The 21448-nt window shown below is 40.6% G+C and carries 17 protein-coding genes and 2 tRNA genes; 12 read left to right on the top strand and 7 right to left on the bottom strand.

The genetic code is table 11. The features are described from left to right. Positions 1-46 precede the first annotated feature (46 nt). The 3 genes from rho (at position 47) to BLS33_RS13900 (ending at position 3542) form a co-directional block, all read left to right on the top strand. On the top strand, positions 47-1729 hold the full coding sequence (gene rho / locus BLS33_RS13910; protein ID WP_089890283.1) for a transcription termination factor Rho: 1683 nt from the start codon (positions 47-49) through the stop codon (positions 1727-1729). 322 nt (positions 1730-2051) lie between these two features. After that, on the top strand, positions 2052-2771 hold the full coding sequence (locus tag BLS33_RS13905) for a hypothetical protein (RefSeq protein WP_089890280.1): 720 nt from the start codon (positions 2052-2054) through the stop codon (positions 2769-2771). Positions 2772-2813: 42 nt separating this feature from the next. Continuing rightward, positions 2814-3542 carry a hypothetical protein gene (locus tag BLS33_RS13900; protein WP_089890276.1) on the top strand — a complete coding sequence of 243 codons (729 nt, stop codon included), beginning with the start codon at positions 2814-2816 and terminating at the stop codon, positions 3540-3542. A 188-nt stretch (positions 3543-3730) separates the two neighbouring features. Here BLS33_RS13900 and rpsT read toward each other — a convergent pair whose 3' ends face one another. From rpsT to proS, 4 genes are all read right to left on the bottom strand, one after another. Next, on the bottom strand, positions 3731-3982 hold the full coding sequence (gene rpsT / locus BLS33_RS13895) for a 30S ribosomal protein S20 (protein ID WP_089890273.1): 252 nt from the start codon (positions 3980-3982) through the stop codon (positions 3731-3733). Positions 3983-4038: 56 nt separating this feature from the next. Next, positions 4039-4113: transfer RNA gene (locus BLS33_RS13890), tRNA-Glu, on the bottom strand. Positions 4114-4182: 69 nt separating this feature from the next. After that, positions 4183-4254: transfer RNA gene (locus tag BLS33_RS13885), tRNA-Glu, on the bottom strand. Between the two features lie 150 nt (positions 4255-4404). Then, on the bottom strand, positions 4405-5880 hold the full coding sequence (proS, locus tag BLS33_RS13880) for a proline--tRNA ligase (RefSeq protein WP_089890270.1): 1476 nt from the start codon (positions 5878-5880) through the stop codon (positions 4405-4407). A gap of 93 nt (positions 5881-5973) precedes the next feature. Between proS and BLS33_RS24655 the strand changes: the two genes are divergently transcribed. Both BLS33_RS24655 and BLS33_RS13865 read left to right on the top strand, forming a co-directional pair. Continuing rightward, complete coding sequence (locus tag BLS33_RS24655; protein WP_143017618.1) at positions 5974-7239, top strand: hypothetical protein; 1266 nt, start codon at positions 5974-5976, stop codon at positions 7237-7239. Positions 7240-7282: 43 nt separating this feature from the next. After that, complete coding sequence (locus tag BLS33_RS13865; protein ID WP_089890261.1) at positions 7283-8788, top strand: OmpP1/FadL family transporter; 1506 nt, start codon at positions 7283-7285, stop codon at positions 8786-8788. Between the two features lie 66 nt (positions 8789-8854). Here BLS33_RS13865 and BLS33_RS13860 read toward each other — a convergent pair whose 3' ends face one another. Beyond that, entirely contained in the window at positions 8855-10297 is a 1443-nt protein-coding gene (locus tag BLS33_RS13860; protein WP_089890258.1) for a T9SS type B sorting domain-containing protein, read from the bottom strand. A gap of 119 nt (positions 10298-10416) precedes the next feature. Further along, a complete protein-coding gene (locus tag BLS33_RS13855; protein WP_089890255.1) occupies positions 10417-12219 on the bottom strand; it encodes a T9SS type B sorting domain-containing protein in 1803 nt (600 codons plus the stop codon). Positions 12220-12356: 137 nt separating this feature from the next. On the opposite strand from BLS33_RS13855, the gene folE reads away from it, so the two are divergent. The 7 genes from folE to BLS33_RS13820 all read left to right on the top strand — a co-directional run bounded on the left by folE (position 12357) and on the right by BLS33_RS13820 (position 18342). After that, a complete protein-coding gene (gene folE, locus BLS33_RS13850; RefSeq protein ID WP_089890252.1) occupies positions 12357-13037 on the top strand; it encodes a GTP cyclohydrolase I FolE in 681 nt (226 codons plus the stop codon). 15 nt (positions 13038-13052) lie between these two features. Further along, positions 13053-14534 (top strand): cysteine--tRNA ligase, encoded by a 1482-nt coding sequence (cysS, locus tag BLS33_RS13845; protein ID WP_089890250.1) that lies wholly within the window; start codon positions 13053-13055, stop codon positions 14532-14534. An 82-nt stretch (positions 14535-14616) separates the two neighbouring features. After that, positions 14617-14838: a membrane protein insertion efficiency factor YidD gene (gene yidD / locus BLS33_RS13840; protein ID WP_089890245.1), complete on the top strand. Its 222-nt coding sequence runs from the start codon at positions 14617-14619 to the stop codon at positions 14836-14838. A 122-nt stretch (positions 14839-14960) separates the two neighbouring features. Beyond that, the gene (lgt, locus tag BLS33_RS13835) at positions 14961-15932 is read left to right on the top strand and encodes a prolipoprotein diacylglyceryl transferase (RefSeq protein ID WP_089890241.1); all 972 of its coding nucleotides are present in this window, start codon (positions 14961-14963) and stop codon (positions 15930-15932) included. A 47-nt stretch (positions 15933-15979) separates the two neighbouring features. Next, the gene (locus BLS33_RS13830; protein ID WP_089890238.1) at positions 15980-16468 is read left to right on the top strand and encodes a DUF192 domain-containing protein; all 489 of its coding nucleotides are present in this window, start codon (positions 15980-15982) and stop codon (positions 16466-16468) included. Positions 16469-16472: 4 nt separating this feature from the next. Continuing rightward, positions 16473-17000, top strand: coding sequence for a GNAT family N-acetyltransferase (locus BLS33_RS13825; RefSeq protein WP_089890235.1), 528 nt, complete (start codon positions 16473-16475; stop codon positions 16998-17000). Between the two features lie 103 nt (positions 17001-17103). Continuing rightward, positions 17104-18342: an ATP-binding cassette domain-containing protein gene (locus BLS33_RS13820; protein ID WP_089890232.1), complete on the top strand. Its 1239-nt coding sequence runs from the start codon at positions 17104-17106 to the stop codon at positions 18340-18342. Positions 18343-18407: 65 nt separating this feature from the next. Here the strand turns inward: BLS33_RS13820 and secDF are convergent, their stop codons facing one another. Further along, positions 18408-21386, bottom strand: coding sequence for a protein translocase subunit SecDF (gene secDF, locus BLS33_RS13815; RefSeq protein ID WP_089890228.1), 2979 nt, complete (start codon positions 21384-21386; stop codon positions 18408-18410). Positions 21387-21448 lie beyond the last annotated feature (62 nt).

Raw genomic sequence — 21448 nt, 5'->3', positions numbered from 1 at the left:
ACACTTCTTACTATTATCTAAAGACGTATAATTTATACCATACTTAATGTTTGAGATTTCAGATTTAAAAGCAAAAAAGCTGCCTGAGCTTCAGGAAATTGCAAAGGGACTTAACGTTCCAAAATTCAAGACTTTAAAAAAACTGGATCTAGTATATCAAATTCTAGACCTACAAGCTTCGAATCCTAAGGCCGCCGCCGCAGTGGTTACCGAAATAACGGAGGAAAAACCTACCGAAGAAAAGCCAAGAAGAGCTCCAGCTGCAAAGGCGAAACCCACTATCAAAAGAGAGCCCGCAGCAAAAAGGGAACCTTCTGAAAAGAGGGAGCCGGCTGAAAAAAGAGAACCGAAACCTAAAAGAGAGCGCTTAGCAAAAAGAGAAGCGCCCAACAATACAGACAAGGCCCCGGAAAATGAGCCTGAAAACAAAAAACCTCAGCCTCGGGCGAGCACAAATACCAATCATCCGAAAAAGGACCATCAAAGCGCGCCCACGCCCCACAAGGGTCCAAGCAATAAAAAAGCTAGCCATCATCAAAAAAATGGTCAAGACAAGCGTACAAGCAACTTTGATAAAGATTTAAAGAACAGATACAAAGAGCCCGAGTTCGAGTTCGACAGTATCATTGAAAGTGAAGGCGTATTAGACATTATGCAAGATGGTTACGGCTTCTTGCGTTCGTCAGACTACAACTACTTGTCTTCTCCCGATGATATTTATGTATCACAATCTCAGATTCGTCTTTTCGGCTTAAAAACGGGGGATACCGTTCTGGGCAATGTACGCCCTCCAAAAGAAGGAGAAAAATATTTTCCTTTGATCAAGGTGAATAAAATAAACGGAATCGATCCACAAGTAGTTCGCGACAGAGTATCGTTTGAACACTTGACCCCTTTGTTCCCTGAAGAAAAATTCAATCTAGCAGATCGTCAGAGTAATATCTCTACGCGAATTATCGATTTGTTCTCTCCTATAGGTAAAGGACAACGTGGTATGATCGTATCGCAACCCAAAACGGGTAAGACTATGCTTTTAAAGGCCATAGCGAACGCTATTGCCGCTAACCACCCAGAGGTTTATCAGATTATTTTATTGATCGATGAACGCCCTGAGGAAGTTACAGACATGCAACGTAATGTTCAAGGCGAAGTAGTAGCCTCTACATTCGACAAAGAAGCAACAGAACATGTGCGCGTAGCCAATATTGTTTTGGAAAAAGCAAAACGTTTGGTGGAATGCGGACACGATGTAGTTATTCTTTTAGATTCTATAACGCGTTTGGCAAGAGCCTACAACACAGTACAACCGGCTTCGGGTAAAGTATTGAGTGGTGGTGTTGACGCCAATGCGCTACACAAACCAAAACGTTTCTTTGGAGCTGCGCGTAACATTGAAAATGGCGGATCGTTATCGATTATTGCAACAGCACTTACCGAAACGGGCTCTAAAATGGACGAAGTTATTTTTGAAGAATTCAAAGGTACCGGCAACATGGAACTACAACTCGATCGTAAAATTAGCAATAGAAGAATATTCCCGGCCATCGACCTTACCTCTTCCAGTACACGTCGTGATGATCTTCTGTTGGATGAAAACACCATTCATCGCATGTGGGTCTTACGAAAATATCTTGCCGATATGAACCCTGTGGAAGCAATGGAATTTATAGAACAACGCATCAAGCAAACTAAAAACAACGAAGAGTTCTTGATGACCATGAACCAATAGTATTCACATACTTATACATTAGAAATCCCGATAACTTCAAAAGTTATCGGGATTTTTTTATCCATGAAATTTGCCATCCTTTTATCGAACATTCACATTTTTGATTACAGGAATTTCACATTCAATTTAAAATTATTAGGAACCCAAAGTACAACGCCCATATTTTCAAAATTCAGAAATGTTAAGATTATAACTTGAATTCTTCGTTCAAATGTTAAAAAATCGGCAATTTCAAATATATTTGTAGGCAAACGCATACAATTCCCCCTTTTTGCGGCAAACAACCAAATAAAATCATTCTAATACTAAATTTACCAATTACATGAAAAATGCAAAAAATGGGTTACTGAAATTATTATCGCTTTCAGTTCTTTTCTTAAGTCTTACCAGTTCTAAATGTGAGGATGATGCCGTCGTAGCAGATCCAAGAACCAGTGCAGAACCACCGAAGCAGATAGTTACCATAGAACATGCAAAAGAAATGTACGATTCATATGGGAAGCATAGAGTTCCCCTTATTCAAGCCTATGAAGACAAAGGCAGGAACGCCAATCAGACGGAAGAGCAGGGCGATGAAGCTGCCAAATTCGATGTCGCTCGCTATGTCTATTACGATTATGATACCATAAAACAATATTTAGCGTACATAGAGAAAGAAGCAGAGGCTGCAGATGTAAAAATATCACAACTGCGTTTTTATTTTTCAAATTACCCAGACAAGGATAAATTTCCCGATGGGAAAGCTGTGGTGCATCCCAAACAAAATTCCGTTATGATTTCCCCTACCACTTTAAAAGGGGAACGCGATTATATTTTTTATACTGCTGATGGAGAAGGTGGCAAGCGAAAAGCAGTACTTTTATCCGATAATTTCGACAAATACCCCGGGCAAGAAACAGGATACACCGAAGGCCCCGTTCAACGGAATGAAGCATCGGTTTTACCCAATCTGTCCACTGTACCCTCAACCGCTGCGCCCGTTTTCTTTGGCTTTAAAAGCTTGACAATGAATGAAGGAAATTCGGCACCGCCACCACACTAAGAAACAATTCCGCATGTAGTATAACAAATCCCCTCACTGCAGATGTATCTCAGTCTATTGGACTTAATCTTAGAAAATTCATTCATACCTTTTTATGGCATAACGCTGATATTATCGATTAGTAGGTATTCAAAGTACTACGATACTCCTTTAAAGTATCTTCCCATTATTGTCCTGTATACCTTTTTGAACGAAATTTTGGGGTATTTTGTATTGAATTATGAGGAGTACGCTCTAATTTTTGATGACGCCTATGACTCGTACACCGTAGTGATTTATAATATTTATAATGTTTTTTTCTATTGCTATTTCTTTTACTTATTCTGGAGTTATATAGAGAGCAAAAAGCACCGTGATATAATTCTTATCGGAGGTATTGTTTTTCTAATTGTCGCAGCAATCAATCCCTTTTTTCAGAATATTTTAATCGAAAATCAAGTTCTCACCTACGTTGTGGGCGGGTTGATATTAATACTCAGTGTATTATTTTACTTGATACAGGCCCGATCAGAGAAGAATAATTTGAAATTGAGAAACAATATCCTGGGTTGGCTAAGTGCGGGTCTGTTAATTTTTTACTCCGGTTATATTCCAATTAAGATATACCGCTATATAAATAGTCTGAATGGCGTGGGGGAGGCATCTTATGTAAGAAGAATACAATTATCATTGATCGCCGCCATGTACCTTTGTTTCATTATAGGGCTTTTACGAATGAAAAGGAGATTGCCACCCAGCGTAAAACAACGTGAACAAATGGAACTTAGCTAAATGGGGCTGCCGGAAACTTTTGTATTTTACGGCCCAACTTGACAAGTTTTACGCTTATCGATTCTTATAAGACAATTGACAAGACAAAATTTTATAGACTTTGTGGTCAATCTGTAAAACTTTCAATCAAACAAAAAAACGCCCTGACGGTCTGCCAGGGCGTTTTTGTACAAGTAGAAAATCTAAAATTATAGACCCGCTACGTGTTTCGTCAATTTACCTTTAAGGTTTCCTGCTTTATTCGCATGAATAATATTGCGTTTTGCAAGTTTATCGATCATACCGATAACCTCTGGCAACAATTTTTCGGCATCTTCCTTCTTTTCCTCCGCGCGTAATTTACGAATTGCGTTACGGGTGGTTTTATGCTGATAACGGTTGCGAAGACGTACGGCTTCGTTTCTTCTAATTCTCTTTAATGCCGATTTGTGATTTGCCATCTTTCTTTTGTTATTCTACTTATTATATATTTTCCGAGCTCTATTGCTCTTGAATTTGGTAGCCCGTAGGGGAATCGAACCCCTGTTACCAGGATGAAAACCTGGCGTCCTAACCCCTAGACGAACGGGCCATTAAAACAGTTTACTAAAATTAAAAACTCAATTTTAATCTTCACGGGCAACTATTCATTGCTCCTCAGTAGCCCGTAGGGGAATCGAACCCCTGTTACCAGGATGAAAACCTGGCGTCCTAACCCCTAGACGAACGGGCCATTAAAACTTACAAGTGAAATTTCAAAAATTATTCGCTGTGTGTTTAGACACATTTACAAAGTTTGATCTTACAACTTAGTTTAATTGCGGATGCAAAAATACAATTATTTTTTACTATCGCAACTCCTTCATATTATTTTTTCTGATCATTAATATGCCTTTGCAAATAATACTCTCTTAGAAGATGGTTTGCCCGTGATTATACAAGCCCCCACTTCGGTCTTAGCATCAATAGGAATACACCTGATAGTCGCCTTGGTTTCTTCTTTTATTCGCTCTTCAGTTTCAACGGTACCGTCCCAATGCGCCGAAATAAAACCTCCTTTGTGCTCGAGTACTTCTTTGAACTCCTCATAATTTTCTACTTCGGTAATTCGATCTTTCCTAAAATCAAAAGCTTTTTGGTATATATTTCTTTGTATATCCTCCAATAAAAACTCAATTTTCGGGACTACCTCATCCATAGGTACGATTTCTTTTTCCAAAGTATCCCTTCGCGCTACTTCATAGGTTCCGTTTTCCATATCTCGCTTACCAATAGCCAAGCGTACGGGAACTCCCTTGAGTTCATACTCGTTAAATTTGAAACCTGGTTTGTGGGTATCTCTTTTATCAAACTTGACCGATATTCCCTTTGCCCTTAATTCTTTCACTAAAGGTTCTACTTTTTCCGAAATATCATCCAACTGATCCAATCCCTTATAAATAGGAACAATAACTACCTGAATTGGAGCTAGTTTTGGCGGCAACACTAACCCGTTGTCATCGCTATGGGTCATAATCAAGGCCCCAACGAGTCGCGTCGAAACGCCCCAAGAAGTAGCCCATACATAATCTTGTTTTCCTTCTTTGTTCGCAAATTTCACATCAAATGCTTTTGCAAAATTTTGCCCTAAAAAGTGTGAGGTTCCTGCTTGAAGTGCCTTTCCGTCTTGCATCAGTGCTTCGATACAATACGTTTCTATGGCTCCTGCAAAACGTTCACTCTCCGTTTTAATTCCTTTAATTACGGGCATCGCCATATGGTTCTCCGCAAAATCCGCATAAACGTTCATCATCTGCTCGGCCTCGGCAATGGCCTCAGCTTCCGTGGCATGGGCCGTATGCCCTTCTTGCCATAAAAACTCTGCGGTTCGCAGAAAAAGTCGTGTCCGCATTTCCCAGCGTACCACGTTGGCCCATTGATTAATCAGCAAGGGCAAATCGCGATACGATTGAATCCATTTTCTGTAGGTGTCCCAGATGATAGTTTCCGACGTAGGTCTAACAATCAATTCTTCCTCCAATTTTGCATCGGGATCAACAATAATTCCACTACCGTCTTCGGCATTTTTCAATCTGTAGTGTGTGACTACAGCGCATTCCTTGGCAAACCCCTCGACATGGCTAGCCTCTTTGCTCAGGTACGATTTTGGAATAAATAGTGGAAAGTAGGCATTTTCATGTCCTGTTTCCTTGAACATCTTGTCTAGCCCAGCCTGCATCTTCTCCCAAATAGCAAAACCATAAGGTTTTATGACCATACACCCCCTAACACCGGAGTTTTCGGCCAAATCTGCCTTAACCACCAATTCGTTGTACCATTTAGAATAATCCTCGTTTCTCTTCGTTAAATTTTTACCCATCCATTTATAGTTTGGCACAAAACTTGTGCTCAGTATAGCAAAATAATTCGGTAAAACTAATTATTTTTAACCTGTTCAACAATAAAAATTGATATGATGATATATTCGCTACCCCTTCCGAAAATCAGAACCGCCACTGGGCTTACCTTACTGGCCCTTTCTAGTATATTCTTAATTTCATGTGGTTCTTACCAACAAGCTTCATACTACGACAACGACGGCATTTATAGTCGGGGGAGCGAGCCCGTTACTACGGAACGTGTTCAAAGAAATCAACAACCGCAACAACAAGAGGAAAATAATACTTACGCGGATTACTTTGGTCAAAAGGCGAATCAATATGATCAGGCTTTAGAAAATGAGGTTTTTACCGACATCGATTCTTACTCAAGCGATGTTGAAGGCGATAGTATACCCGAATCACAATTGACCGATTACTACGACAATGGCAATGAATATCCAGGATATGCGGGATGGGGAGACAATGCTACAAGCGTAAACATCAATATCTATGGGGGAACAGGTTTTAGGTATTACGGCTTTGGAGGTCCTTGGGGATGGAACAACTGGGGCTATGGCGGATATGGATATGGATGGGGAGGATATTACAACCCTTGGTACGGAAGCCCATGGGGATGGGGAGGATACTACGGCAGCGGATGGGGTAGATATGGCTATGGTTACGGTTATGGATGGGGAGGATATTACAATCCCTGGTATGGTTCAAGACGTTATGGGTACGCCAATTATGGTTATTACGGAAATAGAAACTATGCGTACAACAGAGGAAGACGGGGGTATTACAATAATTCCCTAACAGCTAGCACTAGTTCACGGGCATTGAGAAGCCGAATAAATACCACTTCAAGAACAGATTCGCCACGATATAGAACTAGCACCTCTTCGAGGTCTACCGTGGGCAGAAGCACCACTTCAAGAAGCTCAAGAACTTACAGCAATAATGCAACCTCGAGACAACGGGTCGGCGTAGATAGAAATCAGTCTTATAGAACAAGTAGGAGCACAAGGGCAGTGCCAAATTACAACAGTTCTTCAAGAAGCAGCCAAACGTATCGGAGTTCTTCGCCGAGAAGTAGCTCCCCTGCAAAAGTCGGGACTAGAACATCTACATATAGAAGTTCTGGTAGCCGAACACAAAACAGTGGTACCTATAGCCGAAGTTCATCTTCAAGAAGCAATCAGACCTATCGTAGTACAGCTCCTAAAACAAGTACCTACCGATCGACCACTCCTGCTTCTTCCAGCAGAAGTAGCGGTAGCGTCAGAAGTTCAAGCAGTAGTAGTTCGTCGCGCTCTTCCGGAACAAGAACTTCAAGCAGTAGAGGAGGACGTAACTAAAAAATCCAAAATCTTTAAAAATTGATTTAAAAAATTCCCGATAATGAAACAATATTTAACTTTCATAACACTATTGGTATGCACCCTTGCAAGTGCACAAAATATCGATGACGTATTGCGGTACAGTACCGAAAACATTCAAGGAACCGCACGATTTCAAGGTATGTCAGGAGCCTTTGGAGCACTAGGGGGCGACCTCTCGGCATTAAATATCAATCCCGCAGGTTCTTCGGTATTTAACAATAGCTTGTTCACCGTTTCGGTCAGCAGTTATTCCCGAAACAACACCTCCAACTATTTCGGCACAATGACCGAAAACACTTCGAACCAATTGGAAATTAATCAACTAGGTGGCGTTTTTGTTTTTAAGAATACCGATGGTAATTCTCCGTGGAAAAAATTCTCAATAGCGGCCAATTATGATGTGGTGCGTAATTTGGAAGATGATATCTATATTACCGGAAACAGTAATCAAGGAATCGATAATTACTTCTTGAATTTTGCACAGGGTACACCTTTTGGCGCCATTTTGGCTCAGGAAGGTGAATTCTTGGAGGATGCCTATCTTGATATTGGCTCAAGTCAGGGCTTTTCCGATCAACAGGCATTTCTCGGTTATTATGGAGGAATAATCGATCCAGTAGACATGGAAGACGACAACACTGCCTATATTAGAACTTCTGATTATCAGACGGTAAATCAAGAGTTCTCTAGAAACACCTCTGGTTACAATAGCAAATTCACCTTAAACATGTCTTCGCAGTTTCAGGAAAGTTTATATCTAGGGGCATCCCTTAACTTTCATAATGTTCTTTATGATAGATATGATGAATTTACCGAAAGAGGATATAACGCCGATTCCGAAATTCAATTCACAACATTTGATAATCTTTTGCATACCGAAGGTTCCGGATTTTCATTCAGTTTGGGTGCCATTGCAAAACTTAATGAATTCGTTAGACTTGGTGGTAGCTACCAATCCCCTACCTGGTATCGACTGAAAGATGATTTTTCGCAACGTATCAACTCTGACCTTGCCGCAGACGATATTGATTTTATCACTTTGAATGTGATAAACCTATTTGATACTTACACAATTAAAACTCCCGGTAAACTAACCGGCAGCATGGCCGTCATTTTTGGTAAAGACGGACTACTAAGCTTTGATTACGGCTATCAAGACATGTCAAAAGCCGAATTACGGCCAGATAGCGATGCTAACTTTGCAGCGGTAAATTCCGATATCGATAGCGAATTAAGCGCCGTATCTTCTTTTAGGGTCGGTGGAGAGTATCGCATCAAACGTTTAAGCCTACGAGGGGGCTACCGCTTTGAGCAGAGCCCGTATGCCGATGGGAACACTATTGGAGATTTAAACGGTTTTTCTGCTGGAATTGGATACAGTTTTCGCGGAAGCCGAATAGACCTTGCTTTCAATAGAAGCGAGCAAGATGTTGACCAATTTTTGTTCGACACAGGCTTGACCACACCAGCTTTAATTAATACGGTCAACACTAATGTTACTTTAGGCTATACTTTGAACTTCTAAAAAAATTTTTCCGAAATAAAGACACTTACGATTTAAAAGACCGGCAATAGCTGGTCTTTTACTATATTATCGCTTCAGGGTAAAATGTGATTTTACTGGGGTGGCTATCAAAATAGCATCTTCCTGACCCGCATGATCCAAGCGAAACCAGTAATCGGTAGAAGGCAATGGACGACCATTTAAAGTACCGTCCCAGCCAATTGTATTGGCATTTAATTGTCTTAAAAGTTTACCGTAACGGTCAAAAATAGATACAGTAGCTTCAGTTATTGTTTCCAGACCGTATACACTCCAAACATCGTGAACACCATCGTTATTGGGGGTAAAGAACTTTGGGTAACCTACTACCAAAAACTCTATAGGTTCGGTAATACCACAACCATTCTTATCATTAATTATAACCGTATTGACTCCTGGAGGAACATCGTTAAAAAAGGGGTCATCTTGAAATTCACCTCCGTTAATAGCATATTCATAACTTCCGTCCCCATCGATTAAAATCTCGATATTGTTCAAATCGGGATCAAGGGATAAATTGGAATCTAAAATATCGACACGATCTAAAACAGGCATTCCGTAGAAAGTAATTAAAATACCACCTACATCGGCAACTGTAGGCGGTGAACCTGAAGCGGTGGTTACTTCGGCAAAATAGCGTCCTGAATTGGGACTAGTGACCACATATTCGGCACCAAAGGGTCCTGAACCTGGTAAAGTATCATCAACCACCCCGTCATCTTCATAATCTACTGTCCAGACCACATTATTAATATCAGGACCTGCTGGCGTGTTCAACGCACTTAAAGTAATATCTGGGTCACCTTCGCAGGCAATAATATCTAACCCCAAAAACTCATCCCTCAGCGTGCAATCCAAGGCTGTGTTCTGGTCATCTTCGACGGAATTTCCGGTAAAAGTCAACATGAACGGTTCAGGATCCCCGTCAAAATTAGTATTGTAGTTGTTGATTAATATATAGTAGATTTCCCCAGGCTGAACATCCAACCATTCGTCATAGGTATTTTGACTTTGAGGTACATTTGGCGCGCCCACTTGGCCACTTTCCGGATTCACTCCAATACCCGTAAAATTCGTATTGTTCACTTCGTAGTTACATCGGATCGGCTGGGCATCGCCACTGCTTATGTCGGCGCAATCTACATCAGGACCATAGACGGCGAAATCCCATTCGGCGGTGGGGCTTCCAGAGCCAGTCACCGGCAAAGCCTCAAGGTCAAAACCTACTTGCCCTCCAGTACCTGCCCTAAATACAAACCAAGAGGTATTGTGTTCGATTCCACCCGGAGTCAGACTACCTCGCTCAAGGCATCCGCTCGTTCGTATGACCTCAGGGTCGAAATCTTCAATATCACCAGCACCATCGGCAACACCCATTATGGGTGCGTCGGCGCATACAGGAATAGCTGTTCTACAATCAGGTGAGTTTTGCGCGTTTACCCCTAACGAAAAAAGGAGCAAAAGGCCAACGCCACAAATTAGTGTTCGCATAGCATTATGGGGCTAACATTAAACTATAGGTCAATAGTATAACTCGAACACCCCCGATTTAGTATATTATAACGTTGATTTATGCAGGTCATCGATATGATCTTATAGCTCTTGAACTTTTACCGCTTTAAGGCAAAATGATTATTGATATATTTCGCTTCCGTTCGCTGCCCGTTGGCGTCTTCATAGGTCAGTCTAAACCAATAGTCGGCAGATGGCACAGTGCGCCCATTAAAGGTTCCATCCCAATTGGAAGCTGTTCCCGCAACTTGGTATAGCAATTTTCCATAACGGTCATGAATGAATAACATCGGGTTTTCCAACTTTGAAATTCCCGTAATCGTCCATCCATCATTGACACCATCCCCATTTGGGGTAAAAAACTTCGGAAACCCCACCACAATTATTTGTTCGGTTATTGAACCACAACCTGAAAGATTGTTTACCGTAACGGTGTGCATTCCAGGAAGAACACCCTCAAAGGTATCCGAAGATTGAAAATCACCATTGTCAAGCTGGTATTCAAAGTCACCCGGCCGGTCGGTTAGCACTTCTACCGAATTGTTATTTTGTAAATCTTCAATTATCACATCGACAATAGCGGGCGGTTTTGAAATAACTACCTGCACCGTTCGTGAACTGACGCAACTAATGCCACCTTGGTGGTTGGTTACGCTTAGTCTATAAGTTCCCTCTTGAGAAACGGAAATCATGGACGTGCTTTCACCAGAATCCCAGCTGTACGTATAATCAGGATTGGAAATTGATGCGCCAATCATAATACTTGAACTATCTTGACACAAATAAACTTCCTCGGAAAAACTTAGGTCAGGCGTTACCATAACGTTAAGTTCGAATTGCCGTGAGACGTCAAAACATTTCGGATTGCTTAATGAGGTTACCCGAACATAAATAGTCTGTAATTCTGAATCGGGATTATATTGTTTTGGAAGATTTTCACTGCCGTTAATCGCATTTAACATAGATGCGTGATAACTTACGATATAATCATCCGCAATTTGACTTCCTAAAACCTCTCCATTTTTTAAACTAAGGTCAAAGGTTTCATCTATGGAACACATAGTTTCATCAGACAAAGCAAAAGCCAAAGGAACCTCCGAAAATGCGACTTGCACGTCACTTACTGTATTAACTCCTGAAAGCATTATCACCAAAACACGATAAATTGCGGAAACGGTGGCCTGTAAAGTAGGTCCGTTTTCCCCAGGAATGGGTTCAAATCCGTTACCTGTATCTTTAAACCAATCATAATCAATAGCACTAAGAGTCGTAGCATCAAGTACTACATTGTCGTTTTCACAAGCAGATACGGGAGACCCCAGCAGATTATCGATAATAGAACAGTCTAAGGCATCGGAAGGATTGGTCACAAATATATTTCCTGAGAACTGAATGGAAAATCCTGAGTTGTTATTACTGAAGTTATTGATAAGTAAATAATAGTCTTCCCCGGCCTCGACCTGCAGCCATTCGTCATATCTGGCCGTATCCGATATACCTGTCGGGTCTTCACCGATGCCCGTAAAAGAGGCCTTATTGCGGTTATCAAAAAAATTACATCGAACGGGTTCTCCTAAATTGGTGCAGTCACCGGTCTTATAAAGTGCAAAATCCCAATCCTCGTCAGCATCAAAACCAATATTAAACCCTAATTGACCCGCTGCGCCAGTACGAAACCTGTACCATGCTGAATTTGATTCTACCGTTCCCGAATCTTGTTCGAAACAACCACTTCTAGAAGCCCCGTTAAAATCGTCGTCACCAAAACCATTCACACCCCCATTGATCGGAGTATTATTACAAATGGGTATAGCATTGATACAATCTGGGGAAACTTGTGCAAATAATGCAGGCATCCATAAGAAATAAAATATACCAATAACTATAAAGGAACGCTTCATGAGCAGGCATGACTTTTGGAAAGTGTAAAAATAAATAGGGTTTTATGTTAACACTAATTTATGTTGCGTAACAGGCCTAATGGACTATAAAGTGCCATATAATGTATATCTTTGCCATTCGTTTTAGCCACAGTAGCATGAAAATCGATAGTACATTGGAAGATCATTTTGAAGAAATGGGAAACAACCACGTTTCGACCTCTGGAGAAACCCCTTTGCGTAATGATGCGTTCGTATTGAACGATGAAGACAAAATTGAAAGGATTAAAGAAAGTGTAAGAGACATTTTACTTACTCTGGGACTCGATTTAGAGGATGATAGCCTAAAAGGCACTCCGAACAGGGTAGCCAAAATGTTTGTAAATGAAATTTTTGGCGGGCTTCACCCCGATCGAAAACCCAAATCTTCTACCTTCAAGAACAAGTACAAATACGGAGAGATGTTGGTTGAGAAAAATATCACACTCTATTCTACTTGCGAGCACCATTTGCTTCCTATTGTGGGCAGGGCACACATTGCCTATATCTCAAGTGGAACGGTGGTAGGCCTTTCCAAAATGAACAGAATTGTCGATTATTATGCCAAACGGCCGCAAGTACAAGAACGTTTGAACATCCAAATTGTAAGGGAACTTCAAAAGGTCATGAATACAGAAGATGTGGCCTGTGTCATTGACGCGAAGCATCTTTGCGTAAATTCACGTGGCATACGCGACATTGAAAGTAGCACAGTTACTGCGGAATATGGCGGAAAATTCAAAGATGAAGCGGTTCGCAGAGAATTTTTGGACTATATCAACCTTGAAACCAAATTTTAATTGTTTGAGCACCCCATGCAATTGTACAAAAGCCAAACCCTAAAAGTTTACAATTCCCTTACCGGCAAAAAAGAAGTTTTCAAACCTATAAACGAAGGTCATATCGGCATGTACGTCTGTGGTCCTACCGTTTACAGCAATGTACATTTGGGCAATTGCAGAACCTTTATGTCTTTCGACATGATTTTTCGATATTTAAAGCATTTGGGCTATAAAGTGCGATATGTACGCAATATCACAGATGCCGGACATTTAGTCGATGACGCGGAAGACGGGGAAGATAAAATTGCAAAAAAGGCCAGACTGGAACAATTGGAACCCATGGAAGTGGTTCAGCGATACACCGTCGATTTTCACAACATACTTGAAAAGTTCAATTTTCTACCACCAAGCATAGAACCTACCGCAACAGGGCATATCATAGAACAAATCGAAATCATTAAGGAAATTCTCGACAAGGGGTACGCCTATGAGATAAATGGATCGGTTTACTTTGATGTAAAGAAGTTCAATGAATCTCACGATTATGGAAAGCTCAGCGGGAGAAAATTAGAGGATATGATCGCGAATACACGCGAACTTGCCGCCCAAGATGATAAAAGAAGTCCACAAGATTTTGCGCTCTGGAAAAAAGCCGAGCCTCAACATATTATGAGATGGCCTTCACCATGGGGAGATGGTTTCCCTGGTTGGCATCTAGAATGTACGGCTATGAGTACCAAATATCTTGGTGAAACTTTTGATATTCACGGCGGCGGAATGGATTTGAAATTTCCGCACCACGAATGCGAAATAGCACAGTCGGAAGCCAGCCATGGACATTCGCCGGTCAACTATTGGTTACATGCCAACATGCTGACCCTGAACGGAAAAAAAATGGCCAAATCAACGGGGAACAATATTTTACCTGGCGAAATTTTTTCTGGGGAAAACAAAATTCTAAGTAAGGCTTTTTCACCTTCCGTTGTTCGGTTTTTTATGATGCAGGCCCACTATACAAGCATTTTAGATCTGAGCAACGACGCACTTCTCGCATCAGAAAAAGGATATGGCAAATTGATGGATGCTATTGAAACCCTCAAAGGTCTTGATACCGGCACTAGTTCTGATTTTCAAATTCTGGAATGGAAACAGCAATGTTACGATGCGATGAATGACGATTTCAACACGCCTATTTTAATTGCCAATTTGTTCGAAGCCGTCAAGCACATTAACCTGATCAAAGAAGGAAAAGAAACCATTACCAACGAAGATAAAGAATTATTGACCCAGGTTATAAATGCCTTTGTATTCGATGTCTTAGGGCTAGAAAACAAAAGCATGGGCGCCAATGATTCAAGCAAACTTTCAGGGGTAGTAGAACTCTTGATCGAATTACGAAACGATGCCAGGGCCAATAAAGATTTTGCGACCTCCGATAAAATACGTGATCAATTGACTGCTTTGGGCATTCAATTGAAAGATGGAAAAGAAGGTACTACATTCAGCGTTTCTTAGGCAACTCTAGTTTCTCCCATTTCGAGAAATAAGCGTTTGTACCAAGAAAATAGCGGCCAATGGCAAAACAAGTTTAGCGTTTATGAAAAAAATACTCATAGCCCCTTTTGTTTTTTTGGTCAAATTTTACCAATATGCGATTTCACCCTATACTCCGGCTTCCTGTCGCTACTCCCCTACATGCTCACAATATACGCTCGAAGCACTCCAAAAACACGGTCTTTTCAAAGGCGGTTGGCTCTCGATAAAGCGAATTTTCAGCTGTCACCCTTGGGGAGGCAAAGGGTATGACCCAGTGCCTTAGCGTATTCGAATTGCTCTTGCCCATTTTAGGTTAATTTTAACCATCATCAGCCAACTTTAAAAATAATAAACGGAATAACCCCACATCAATTTTCTTATCTTTAGCGCCGTAAAATAATCCCTATGCACTTTTTAAGCTTTATCTGGAATCCGAACGAGACAATTTTCAATCTTGGCCCCTTACAGATCAAATATTACAATCTACTTTGGATTGTCGCTTTCGCCCTAGGGTGGTTTATTATGAAGCGAATTTTTACGAATGAAAAAAAGACGGTGGAGCAGCTAGATTCACTTTTCATCTATACCGTGCTGGCCACCATGTTGGGCGCACGCTTAGGCCATGTTTTTTTCTATGATTGGCCTTACTATCAAAATCATATAACGGAAATATTATTACCCATTCGGGAAAGTGCCGACGGAAGCTTGTTGTTCGGATTAATCAAAGGGTATGAATTTACTGGTTTTACAGGTTTGGCCAGCCATGGCGCCGCTATCGGAATCATCATTGGCATGTACCTTTACACACGAAAATTTCCCGAGTTCAAAATGTTATGGATATTGGACCGTATCGTAATTCCTGTTGCGATTGGGGCGTTTTGTGTGCGTTTAGGAAATTTTTTCAATTCAGAAATCAATGGTAAGGTTACCGATGAATCTTTCATTTTTGCCACAAAATTCGTTCGAGATTCCGATGACATGCATCCGGCCCAAGTTATGGGTATCACCCAAGAAAAATCGGTACCTGCAGCCTATGATGCCCTTGTAAACAATCCGCAGTTTTCAGATTATCTGGCTCAGATACCTTACCGACATCCTGCACAATTGTACGAAGGGTTCTGCTATATCTTTGTTTTTTTAATTCTTTACCATCTGTATTGGAAGACGGATAAGAAAAATAAGCCCGGCTATTTATTCGGTCTCTTTTTGGTGTTGTTGTGGACGATACGATTCTTTGTTGAATTCGTCAAAAAAAGCCAAGGAGGTTTCGAAGAATCTTTGGGACTGCTTTCGACGGGGCAATGGCTTAGTATTCCATTCATTATCATAGGGCTGTACTTTATGTTCAGACCAAGTTTTGTTCGCAGTAAAAAATAGGCTGCCAATTCGATACTGGAAATTATTTTTATTTTAAAAAGAATACCATGAAATGCTTTAAAATAGCGCTGCTTTTCGCAATCGTATCTATAAGCCTTCAGTCTTGCAAAGACACACCAAAAGCAGCCATCAAGACCGAACCTGTTATCTTTAAAAAAGAGGGCGAGCTTACGATACATCAGACCGAAAAAGACTCCGTGTTGGTACACCTTGCTATTGAAATCGCCGAAAGTGATTATGAGACCCAAACCGGTTTAATGTACCGCAATTCAATGGACAAAGAGCAAGGCATGCTTTTTATATTTCCGGATATTGCAATGCATTCATTTTATATGAAAAACACTGAGTTTCCGTTGGATATTATTTTTATCGGAGACGATTTACGCATTGCCAGTTTTCAAGAAAATGCCGAGCCCTATAACCAAAAGGGCCTATCATCGAAAGTACCGGTAAAATACGTTCTTGAAGTAAATGCCGGTATGGTGGAACAGTGGTCTTTACAAGTAGGCGATAGTATTTCTTTTATAAGACTTTAGTACCATGCATCTATTGCTCGAGAACCAAGAAACCGAAAGATTACTCTTTCGAAAGCTAAAAGCCTCAGACTTTGATTCATGGCTCCCATTTCATCAAGATCCTAGGTCCTCACTATATTGGGAAGGTCTGCCTTCTAATCCCGTACAAGCTTGCAAAGAGCAATTTGAACGCGTTTTTGAACGGTATGATAAAAATCTTGGGGGCATGAATGTTCTAATTCTAAAAAAGAATGGAGCAATGGTAGGTCTTTGTGGACTTTTAGTTCAGAACGTTGATAAAATCCAAGAACTGGAAATAGGTTATTCCATCCTTCCAGCGTACTGGCAAAATGGTTTTGCTTCGGAAGCCGCTCTAAAATGCAAATCATATGCCGCTAACAACCAACTGGCAGATTCATTAATTTCCATTATACATATCGATAACATTCCTTCTCAAAAAGTAGCTTCAAAAATCGGTATGTCACAAGACAAGACAACAATTTACAACACTAACCCAGTACACATCTTTAGAACTAAACTCCAGTTTACATAAACTATTATTGGGCAAAAGGCTTTCTCGCTACAATTTTAAATTCCCTAAGTTTCGTTTTTGCAATTTTCCAATAGAAGTATAACTTCGCAAGTAAATCTATTTTATGTCCCAAATTGCACATTGGGCTGTTTTTATCGATAATACATCCGATAAAGAGTATTTGATTGACAGCTTATTTAATCCTGATATGCCGAAGGGCTTTGAAGAACTCAAAGGGGCTTCCGGAGCCTTGTTCTCGAAATTAATGTTAGAAAGGTTTATTGATGAGGAAGACCGCCATGACACCAAAATTATCACCTCTGGCACGGTCCAAAGCTTAAAAACCATGTCTAGTGGGGAACAGAAAAAGGCGCTTCTTAATTACATCTTGGAAAACAATCCTGATTTCATTGTACTTGACAATCCCTTTGACAATCTAGATATTGCCTCCCAGGCAGAACTAAAAGAACGTCTAGAGCACATTTCGGATACGACATCCCTAGTTCAATTGATAAGCAGAAAAAGAGATCTACTGCCCTTTATCGACTCCTTTGCCAGACTTGAAAAAAGAGTGCTAACATTTTACGATGATGATGCTTCTGCCCATACATTTCGAAATGCCATCAACTTTATGGGAGCAATTCCTTCACCCATTAAACAGTTGAAGTTTGATGGTGACACTCTTATAGACCTCAGGGGTATCAATGTTTCTTATTCTGGGAAGCCTATACTAAAAGCTATCAACTGGAAAATAAAAAAAGGGGAATTCTGGCAATTGGTCGGAAAAAACGGGAGTGGAAAAACCACTATATTATCTATGATTACGGGTGAAAACCCAAAAGGGTACGGACAAGAACTCTATTTGTTCGGGATTAAGAAAGGGAGTGGGGAAAGCGTATGGGACATCAAAAAACATATCGGATACTTTACCCCTTCTATGACCGATAAATTTACCGGTTACCACAGTCTTGAACATATGTTGATTTCAGGCCTTAATGATTCCATTGGGCTGTATGTTCGACCCACCGAAATACAATTAAAAGTTGCCCAACAATGGTTGATGCTTATGGATATGTGGCACATGAAGGACGTTCATTTTCATGATCTCACGATGGGCCAAAAACGTATGGTCATGTGTGTTCGAGCAATGATAAAACATCCTTTATTACTCATCTTGGATGAGCCCACCGCAGGTTTAGATGATCAAAGTGCGGCTATGTTCGTTGCCCTTGTCAACAAATTCGCCAAAGAAAGCGATACAGCGATAGTCTTTGTCTCGCATAGAAAAGAAGAAGACCTTGAGCCCGACTACATATACGAACTTAATACATCGAAACAAGGCTCAATAGGAAAAGTGCAATAAAAAAAATCCGTTTGATTTTCATGATGAAAGTCAAACGGATTTTTAAAGTAAAGTAAGGTTAAAAGTTACTTTACAATCTTATCTGCCTTACCAGCCAAAATCTTTTTCTTAATCGTGTCGAACATTACAGGTGTAGCGATAAATACGGAAGAATAAGTACCTACGATTACACCAATAATCATGGCGAACATAAAGCCTCGAAGCGATTCTCCACCAAAAACAAAGATGGTCAAAAGCACGACCAATGTCGTCATCGAGGTATTCAAGGTTCTTCCCAAGGTACTGTTGACCGCCGAATTAATGTTCTCTCCCGATTTCCAGCCTTTTTCCGCAACGATTTCCCGAATCCGGTCAAATACTACCACCGTGTCGTTCAATGAATACCCAATCACCGTTAGAATAGCCGCAATGAAGGCCTGATCCACTTCCATATTGAAGGGCATTATATCGCTGGTTAAAGAAAAGATACCCAACACAATCAATACATCGTGGAATACCGCTGTAACAGCACCCAAAGAAAATTGCCATTTTCTAAATCGGAACAAGATATAAAGGAAGACAACTGCAAGAGACCCTAAAATGGCCAAAAATGCATTGTTCTTGATATCATCGGCTATAGTCGGACCTACTTTTATCGATTGTAGTATACCAATCGATTTGTCGGCGCTGCCTACAACAAAATCGTCATATGTTGTTCCGCTCGGAAGGTATTTCTGCAAGACAGTATATAACTTGTTCTGAATTTCGTTATCCACTTCAATACCTTCAACATCTACTTTATAAGACGTCGTAATCTTAATTTGATTGGCATCACCAAATTCTTTGACTTTGGTACCACTTCCAAAAACTTCATTAAGTTCCGATGCGATTTCCGAAGGATTGATCTCTTGATCAAATCGAACTTGATACGAACGGCCTCCTAAAAAATCAACACCTTGCTGCAAGCCATTAGTAGCTAATGAGAATACGCCAATTGCAATTAGTACAAGAGAAAATATATAAGCTATTTTACGTTTGATCAAGAAGTCGATATTGATACCCGTAAATAAGTTTTTGGTCAAACTCGTTGAGAAATCAAGTCTTCTTGTTTTTCCACTGATATACCAATCTACCAATAAACGCGTAATGAATATAGCAGTGAACAATGATGTAAGTATACCTATCAATAAAGTAGTTGCAAACCCTTTAATCGGACCTGAACCGAATACGAACAATATCAATGCCGTAAGCCCAGTAGTGATATTCGCATCGAGAATTGATGAAAGAGCGTTACTGAAACCATCTGAGATAGCTTGTGATTTACCTTTGCCCTTGGCCAATTCTTCCTTAATACGTTCAAAAATAAGCACGTTCGCATCAACTGACATACCAATGGTCAAAACGATACCGGCAATACCCGGCAAAGTCAATACCGCACTCAAACTGGTCAATACACCAAAAATCAATAGGATGTTGAGCAATAACGCTATATCAGCAAAAAGCCCAGCTTTACCATAATAGAAAACCATCCAGACCAAAACAATGGCCATGGCAATCAAGAATGACATAAAACCACTGTCAATAGCCTCTTGTCCCAAGGAAGGTCCAACAATTTCAGACTGAATTATCTCGGCAGATGCGGGTAACTTACCTGCACGTAGTACGTTCGAGATATCTTTAGTTTCGTTTACGGTAAAGGTACCAGTGATTTCAGAGCGACCGCCGGAAATAGGACCAGTCGATACACCCGGTGCGGTATATACCTTATTATCTAAAACAATAGCAATACCGGTCTTGTTATTATAAGCATCACCCGTTAAGTCTTCCCATTCTTTAGCTCCCCTGGTATTCATGGTCATAGAGACCGCCGGTTTGCTAAATTGATCGAAATCAGCTCTTGCATCACTTACGACATCACCACTTATTCTAGGTACGCCATCACGATTCGACTTAAGGGCATAAAGATCGACAACTTCAGTATCTTCCGTTGAGGGACGCTCCCATAAAAACTTTACAAATTGAATATCATTTGGTATCAAGCGCCGAATTTGTGGCATGCGTAAATAAGCGCCCACCTTGGCAGTATCTTTAATAGCAAATTTAGCTACGGCATGTTGACTACCCGGACCCGCTATTAAATCTAAAAGTGGATTCACTTGACTTGCCAGATCCAAAGAGTCTTGAGATACATCGGAAAGTAAGGAGTCTAACTCCGATTCTTCTTTCGCAGGTGTCTCTACGGTCGCCGTATCAATTAATGTCTTTAATTTCTCATTGGCTGCAATCAAAAAGTTTGAAATACTTTGGTTGCTAGAACTATAGGTTTCCCAAAACTCCAATTGAGCGGTACTGGATAATAAATCTTGAGCACGTGAAATATCACGAACACCTGGTAACTCGACCAAGATACGACCCGAATTTCCTTCTCTTTGAATATTAGGTTGGGTAACTCCAAAGCCATCGATACGTTCACGTAAAACTTCGAAAGCCGATACTATAGATTCATCGACTTTCGTCTCGATAATTCTTTTTACAGTGGCATCATCGGCATCCATCGTCTGAATTTCATCACTCAGACCCTTGGTGAAAAATATATCGGGCGAAGCCAATTTTGTATCCCCTTTGATTTTATCAAAAGCGTCAAAAAATAAATCGAGATATCTATCGTCGCTACTTTTAGAAGCAAGGTCGGCATCGGCAAGCGCCTTGTTGAAAACCGGATTTTTGGTATTGTTCGCCAAACCTTTCAAGATATCTTTTACCGATATCTGCAAGGTTACATTGATACCTCCTTTAAGATCCAGTCCCTTGTTCAATTCCTTTTTCTTGGCCTCATCATAGGTAGTAAACCCAAATTGAGAGTTGTGCCCAATGGAATCTAAATAGCGTGCTTCGAGTGCTTCGCGTTCCGCCAAATAGCCTTCTGAGGAATCGGCTACGCGACTTATCGCAAAGGCTTCAGCGTCATTTTCGACTTTATTGGCAATGAAAGTATAGGATAGTTGGTAGATACTTACTAGTCCGAACAAGAAAGCAAAAAGCTTTATAAGTCCTTTATTTTGCATGGATTGTATTTATTACGTGTATGCTTTTTCTAACAGCGTGCAAATATATGATTTTCCCTTAG

The sequence above is a fragment of the Kriegella aquimaris genome (genome assembly GCF_900103215.1).
GTDB classification, from domain to species: Bacteria; Bacteroidota; Bacteroidia; order Flavobacteriales; family Flavobacteriaceae; genus Kriegella; species Kriegella aquimaris.
Note: the sequence above shows the minus strand (reverse complement) of the source record. Positions and strands in the feature narration are given on the sequence as shown.

Bases quoted from the DNA above. Each gene is read 5' to 3' on its own strand.
- rho (WP_089890283.1), top strand. From the start codon at position 47: ATGTTTGAGATTTCAGATTTAAAAGCAAAAAAGCTGCCTGAGCTTCAG.
- BLS33_RS13905 (WP_089890280.1), top strand. From the start codon at position 2,052: ATGAAAAATGCAAAAAATGGGTTACTGAAATTATTATCGCTTTCAGTT.
- BLS33_RS13900 (WP_089890276.1), top strand. From the start codon at position 2,814: ATGTATCTCAGTCTATTGGACTTAATCTTAGAAAATTCATTCATACCT.
- rpsT (WP_089890273.1), bottom strand. From the start codon at position 3,982: ATGGCAAATCACAAATCGGCATTAAAGAGAATTAGAAGAAACGAAGCC.
- proS (WP_089890270.1), bottom strand. From the start codon at position 5,880: ATGGGTAAAAATTTAACGAAGAGAAACGAGGATTATTCTAAATGGTAC.
- BLS33_RS24655 (WP_143017618.1), top strand. From the start codon at position 5,974: ATGATGATATATTCGCTACCCCTTCCGAAAATCAGAACCGCCACTGGG.
- BLS33_RS13865 (WP_089890261.1), top strand. From the start codon at position 7,283: ATGAAACAATATTTAACTTTCATAACACTATTGGTATGCACCCTTGCA.
- BLS33_RS13860 (WP_089890258.1), bottom strand. From the start codon at position 10,297: ATGCGAACACTAATTTGTGGCGTTGGCCTTTTGCTCCTTTTTTCGTTA.
- BLS33_RS13855 (WP_089890255.1), bottom strand. From the start codon at position 12,219: ATGAAGCGTTCCTTTATAGTTATTGGTATATTTTATTTCTTATGGATG.
- folE (WP_089890252.1), top strand. From the start codon at position 12,357: ATGAAAATCGATAGTACATTGGAAGATCATTTTGAAGAAATGGGAAAC.
- cysS (WP_089890250.1), top strand. From the start codon at position 13,053: ATGCAATTGTACAAAAGCCAAACCCTAAAAGTTTACAATTCCCTTACC.
- yidD (WP_089890245.1), top strand. From the start codon at position 14,617: ATGAAAAAAATACTCATAGCCCCTTTTGTTTTTTTGGTCAAATTTTAC.
- lgt (WP_089890241.1), top strand. From the start codon at position 14,961: ATGCACTTTTTAAGCTTTATCTGGAATCCGAACGAGACAATTTTCAAT.
- BLS33_RS13830 (WP_089890238.1), top strand. From the start codon at position 15,980: ATGAAATGCTTTAAAATAGCGCTGCTTTTCGCAATCGTATCTATAAGC.
- BLS33_RS13825 (WP_089890235.1), top strand. From the start codon at position 16,473: ATGCATCTATTGCTCGAGAACCAAGAAACCGAAAGATTACTCTTTCGA.
- BLS33_RS13820 (WP_089890232.1), top strand. From the start codon at position 17,104: ATGTCCCAAATTGCACATTGGGCTGTTTTTATCGATAATACATCCGAT.
- secDF (WP_089890228.1), bottom strand. From the start codon at position 21,386: ATGCAAAATAAAGGACTTATAAAGCTTTTTGCTTTCTTGTTCGGACTA.